We start from the raw sequence: 5,823 nt of genomic DNA on the forward strand, positions 1-5,823 counted from the left end.
GCGCGTGGCCTGTCGCCCGTACCAGCCACTCGCCCGCCAGCTTGGTCTCGCCATACGGATTGATCGGCACACAGGGGGCGGACTCGGGGATCAGGGACGCCGCTTTTCCCGTGGGGGGATGAGCTGGTACTCCGGTGTCAGGTCACTCCACGGCGAGCAGTCCCGCACGCAGCCGCGACGTGATGCGCGTCAGCAGCCGGGACACATGCATCTGCGAGACGCCCAGCTCCGCGCCGATCTCCGACTGGGTCATCTCCTCGCCGAAGCGCATCCGCAGAATTCGCTTGTCCCGTTCGTCGAGCTCCTCGATGAGCGGCTTGAGCGCCTGGACGTTCTCCGCGGTCTCCAGATCGGCGTCGGGCCCGCCCAGCCGGTCGGACAGCGGCACCGGAGCATGGTCGGAGGCGTCGTCCATCGGCATGTCGATCGAGCCTGCCGTATAGCCGTTGCTGGCGACCACGCCCTCGATGATTTCTTCCTCGTCGAGCCCGAGGTGCCCGGCGAGTTCGGTCGTGGTCGGCGCGCGGTCCAGTTCCTGGGAGAGCTGATCGGTCGCCTTCGCCAGATCGATCCGCAGCTCCTGCAGCCTGCGCGGCACATGCACGGCCCAACTGGTGTCCCGGAAGAACCGCTTGATCTCACCGATGATGTACGGAACGGCGAACGTCGCGAACTCCACTTCGCGGCTCAGCTCGAACCGGTCGATCGCCTTGATCAGGCCGATGGTGCCGACCTGGACGATGTCCTCCATCTGCTCGGCCCGGTTGCGGAACCGGCCTGCCGCGTACCTGACCAGCGCCAGGTTCAGTTCAATGAGCGTGTTGCGTACGTACTGGTGCTCATGGGTTCCCTCTTCCAGCGAAGCCAGCCGTACGAAGAAGACCTTTGAGATCTCGCGTGCGTCACTCGGGGCCACCTCCCCAGGTTTGGGCACGTCCGGCAGATCCAGCTCCGCCATGTTCGGGCGCCGTGTTCCAGGCTGTGTGAGTTCGGTCGGAACCTTGCTCGCCGTGGACACTTCGTCCTCCCCTGCTCGTGGTCAATGCAGGGCGCGTATACCCCGGTTGTCGCCACACATGCCTGCCCCGGCGTGGAGTTGACGGGAAAAAACCACGTCCGGCCCCCCCGCAACACGGGCCGGACGCTAATGGCTCGGACTAGTTCCAGCTGGCGTGCAGCGGCTTGCCCTCGGCGTAACCGGCGGCGCTCTGGATGCCGACGATCGCCTTCTCGGAGAACTCCTCGAGGGAGCCCGCACCCGCGTAGGTGCAGGAAGAGCGGACGCCCGCGATGATCGAGTCGATGAGGTCCTCGACGCCCGGACGGCCCGGGTCGAGGAACATGCGCGAGGTGGAGATGCCCTCCTCGAACAGCGCCTTGCGGGCGCGGTCGTACGCCGACTCCTCGCTCGTACGGTTACGGACGGCGCGCGCGGACGCCATGCCGAAAGACTCCTTGTACAGGCGTCCGTCGGCGGCCTGCTGCAGGTCGCCCGGGGACTCGTAGGTCCCGGCGAACCACGAGCCGATCATGACGTTGGAGGCGCCGGCGGCGAGCGCCATGGCGACGTCGCGCGGGTGGCGGACACCGCCGTCGGCCCAGACGTGCTTGCCGTACTTCTTCGCCTCGGCGGCGCACTCCAGCACGGCCGAGAACTGCGGCCGGCCCACGCCGGTCATCATGCGGGTGGTGCACATGGCGCCGGGGCCCACACCGACCTTGATGATGTCCGCGCCCGCCTCGACGAGATCGCGCACGCCTTCGGCGGCGACGATGTTGCCCGCGACGATCGGCACGTGCGGGTCGAGCCCGCGGACCGCCTTGATCGCGCTGATCATCGACTCCTGGTGACCGTGCGCGGTGTCGACGACGAGGGTGTCGACGCCCGCGTCGAGGAGCTGCTTGGCCTTGCCCGCCACATTGCCGTTGATGCCGACGGCGGCGGCGATGCGCAGCCTGCCGTCGGCGTCGACGGCGGGGCTGTAGAGGGTCGCGCGGAGGGCGCCCTTGCGGGTGAGGATGCCGGCGAGCCGGCCGTCCTTGTCCACGGCGGGGGCGTACCGGCGGTTGGCATGGTCGAGCTTGTTGAAGGCGTCGCGCGGGTCGATGTCCGCGTCGAGCAGCAGCAGGTCCCTGGACATGACCTCGGACAGCTGCGTGAAGCGGTCGACCCCGGACAGGTCGGCGTCGGTGACGACACCGACGGGCCGGTGGTCCGCGTCGACGACCACACCGGCGTCGTGCGCCCGCTTCGGCAGCAGGGACAGCGCGTCGGCGACAGTCTGACCGGGAGCGAGCACGATCGGGGTGTCCAGGACGAGGTGGCGCGTCTTGACCCAGGCGATGACGTCGGTGACGACCTCGATCGGGATGTCCTGGGGGATGACGACGAGGCCACCGCGGCGGGCGAGCGTCTCGGCCATCCGGCGACCCGCGATGGCGGTCATATTGGCGACGACCAGCGGGATGGTGGTGCCGGAGCCGTCCGGCGAGGAGAGGTCCACGCCCTGACGGGAGCCGACAGCCGAGCGGCTCGGCACCATGAATACGTCGTCGTACGTCAGGTCGTACGGCGGCTTCAGGTCATTGAGGAAACGCACGTGCTGACATCCCAGTCGATCGGAGTTGGCCCCCGGGCATTTCAGCCGGGGAAATCGCACGTACTTCATTGTCCCATGGCGATGAGAATGCGATGCCGGGAGAAAACTCCAGCTCATAGGGGTGCCGTGGAGCAGATCCTCCAAATGATCCGGCCCCGGCGCCCCCCGCCTTCCACGCCTGCGCCCCGACGGCCCGCGCCTCCTCAACCGCCCGCTGCCGGCTCAGCCGTCCGGGTCCGCCCGGTCCAGTGCCGGTCGCGGCCCCGGCTGGGCCGTCAGCAGCTGGTCCGCCGCCGCCGTGTCCGTCACCAGGCTGGTCACAAGCCCGGAGCGCAGTACGGCCCCGATCGCCTCCGCCTTGCGCTGGCCGCCCGCGATCGCCACCACCTCGGGGATACGACGCAGCCGGTCCGCCTCGACCGTGATGCACCGCTCGCCCAGGTCACGACCGACCCGCCGGCCCTCCGCGTCGAAGAGGTGCGCGGACATCTCGGCGGCGACGCCGAGCGAGGCGTAGTGCGCGCGCTCCTCGTCGGTGAGCATGTCGTGCACGGTCGAGATGCCCGCCTCCCAGGAGCCGATAGAGACGGCCGCGACGGTGACCTTGTCGAAGTACTCGAAGGCGCGGGCGATGCCGGTCTGGTTGCGCAGCGCCGCGGCGGTCGCCGGGTCGGGCAGCAGCATCGGGGCGTAGATGGGGTGGGCCTCGCCGCCGGAGACCTGGGCGGCGCGCCGTACCGCCTCGACCGAGCCGCGCTCGGCGGTCCCCGCGTCGTACACGCCGGTGAGCTGCACGACCGTGCACGGCGGCAGCCGGTCGAGCGCGGCGGCCATGTGGATGGTGGACCGGCCCCAGGCCAGGCCCAGCACATCGCCCTCGGTCACCAGCTCGCCGAGCAGATCGGCGGCCACCTCGCCGAGGTTCTCCGGGTCGGGCGACTCGTCGGCGCCCTCCGCGGGGGATTCGACGACGACCGCGTGCCGCAGTCCGTAGCGCGCGCGGAGCGCGTCGGAGCGCTCGGCGTCCAGTTCCGCGGGTACGCGGATCTCGATCCGTACGAGATCACGCTCGAGCGCCGTCTCCAGGACCCGGGCGACCTTGAAGCGGCTGACGCCGAACTCCTCCGCGATCTGGATCTTGGATTTGCCCTCGAGGTAGAAGCGGCGGGCCATGGCCGCCGCCTGCACCAGCTCCGCGGGTCCCATCCGCATGGCTGACCGGCCCGTCGACACCGCGATCTCCTCACTGCTGTACACACCCGGATCCGTCATCCTGTCAGATCCGACGATTCTTGATCAGCCCTGATGGGCCGAGTTCACTTGCTTGTGGCTCAGTGGTCGCACGCCCAGGCCGCCGATGCCAGCGTCTGCTGCGCCTTCGTACGCAGCCCACGCACCGCCTGTGCCGGGTCCTGGGCTCCGTAGACCGCCGAACCGGCGACGAACACATCCGCGCCGGCCTCGGCGCACCGCTCGATCGTCGAGTCCGAGACGCCGCCGTCGACCTGCAGCCACAGCTCCAGGCCGTGCTTGGCGATGAGCTCCCGGGTACGGCGGATCTTCGGCAGCATGATGTCGAGGAATGCCTGGCCGCCGAAGCCCGGCTCCACGGTCATGACCAGCAGCATGTCGAGCTCGGGGAGCAGGTCCTCGTACGGCTCGATCGGGGTGGCTGGCTTGAGCGCCATCGAGGCACGGGCGCCCTTGGACCGGATCTCACGCGCCAGCCGTACGGGCGCGGACGCGGCCTCGACATGGAAGGTGACGGATCCGGCCCCCGCTTCGATGTACTGCGGGGCCCAGCGATCGGGGTCGTCGATCATCAGATGGCAGTCCAGCGGGGTGTCCGTCGCGCGGCTGAGGGATTCCACCACCGGCACACCCAGGGTGAGGTTGGGCACGAAGTGGTTGTCCATCACATCGACATGGAGCCAGTCGGCGCCCTCGACTGCCCTGGCCTCCTCCGCCAGGCGGGAGAAATCGGCGGACAGGATACTTGGATTGATCTGAACGGCCATGGGCCAAGCCTGCCACGTTTCGGGGCTCTTCCCCCTCCCCGGTATGTCTCTAGGTACGGACCAAGGCTCCCGGGATCGGCACAGTCGTCGTACTACTGGCGATTCTGCCCGTCACGAGGGCTTCTGGGGCCTTGATGCCGGACGCTCGGGAGCTTCGCCAGCGAGGCCTCGTCTGGCTGCCCGGCAGCGCGGAATCCACCCAAGTCAGGCCCGAGGCCATCCGGGCGATCGTCCGGTAGCGCACGCGAGAGCGGCCTGACCGTGGCCGATAAAGGACGGCGTCGCTGCCATCAGGGAGCTGCGGGAGCACGGGGCGCGCGGCGATGAGGTCCGCGCACGAGGACCGGCACGAGGCGATGACTCTGACGCTGTACCGCGCAGCACCACGTTGCCGGCTGGCGGCGCCACGGTGGTGCTGGCCAGCGGCGCCACGGTGGTGCTGCCCACGCCCGGCCCCGCCCGGCTCCCCTGGTGGCGGAGTCAAGCCGCACGTTTCCAGCCGCGCCTCAAGCCTCGAGGCCCCGCCTCTTGGGCGGCGACGCCGATGGCCCGCGGGAGCGCATGCGGGCCCGCCACGCCGGTCGGGGTGTGTCTGAGGTCACAGAGGGCGCAGGAACGTACGGCCCGGCTCGTACGACTAAGAAGCAGGCGCGGATATGGATCTTGGGCGAGTCTGCCCTGTCCCGCACCCTGCGTGACTACCGGAAGCCGAGGAGCACCATGCTTAACCGCCGCACCCGCGTTCCGTCCGTCCCGGCTCACGCCTCCCCTGACGGGTCAGGCCGGGCACCTGGTGCGGCCCGGCCCGCACCCTGTGGCCCTGCCTCTTCCGCCCTCGCCTGAACGGGGCCGGTCCCGTGGAGGATCTGACCAGGCTTGCCATCGCCGCCCGGCGTGGTGACCCACAGGCGATGAGGGAGTTCATACAGGCCGGCCGGCAGGAGGTGTGGTCGCTCTGCGCACACCTGGTGGACCCCCAGTCCGCCGACGACCTGACCCAGGAGACCTACCTGCGGGTCTTCCGTGCGCTGGAATCCTTCAGGCGGGAGTCCTCCGCACGAACCTGGCTGCTCTCCATCGCCCGGCGCACCTGCATGGACGAGTTGCGTTCACGTATACGGCGGCGCCGCCGCGACGCTCAACTGGTCGACCTGCAGACGTCGCAGGCCCAGGCGGGGCCCACCGCCCGAAAGCACGAGAGGGAA

The 5,823-nt window shown here is 69.6% G+C and carries 5 protein-coding genes and 1 pseudogene; 1 reads left to right on the plus strand and 5 read right to left on the minus strand.

The genetic code is table 11. From position 1 onward, the window contains the following. From ACWDO5_RS35005 to rpe, 5 genes and pseudogenes are all read right to left on the minus strand, one after another. A pseudogene (locus ACWDO5_RS35005) lies at positions 1-94 on the minus strand (UDP-glucose 4-epimerase GalE); the annotation flags it as partial. 48 nt (positions 95-142) lie between these two features. Beyond that, a complete protein-coding gene (locus tag ACWDO5_RS35010) occupies positions 143-958 on the minus strand; it encodes an RNA polymerase sigma factor SigF (RefSeq protein ID WP_450534573.1) in 816 nt (271 codons plus the stop codon). Between the two features lie 199 nt (positions 959-1,157). Then, positions 1,158-2,600 carry a GuaB1 family IMP dehydrogenase-related protein gene (locus tag ACWDO5_RS35015; protein ID WP_450534574.1) on the minus strand — a complete coding sequence of 481 codons (1,443 nt, stop codon included), beginning with the start codon at positions 2,598-2,600 and terminating at the stop codon, positions 1,158-1,160. Positions 2,601-2,822: 222 nt separating this feature from the next. Further along, positions 2,823-3,857 carry a sugar-binding transcriptional regulator gene (locus ACWDO5_RS35020; protein WP_450534577.1) on the minus strand — a complete coding sequence of 345 codons (1,035 nt, stop codon included), beginning with the start codon at positions 3,855-3,857 and terminating at the stop codon, positions 2,823-2,825. Between the two features lie 74 nt (positions 3,858-3,931). Beyond that, entirely contained in the window at positions 3,932-4,618 is a 687-nt protein-coding gene (rpe, locus tag ACWDO5_RS35025) for a ribulose-phosphate 3-epimerase (RefSeq protein WP_450534575.1), read from the minus strand. A gap of 911 nt (positions 4,619-5,529) precedes the next feature. On the opposite strand from rpe, the gene ACWDO5_RS35030 reads away from it, so the two are divergent. Next, a partial coding sequence (locus ACWDO5_RS35030; RefSeq protein ID WP_450534576.1) for a sigma-70 family RNA polymerase sigma factor occupies positions 5,530-5,823 on the plus strand: 294 nt, incomplete at its 3' end.

This window comes from Streptomyces sp. NPDC000880 (assembly GCF_053599675.1).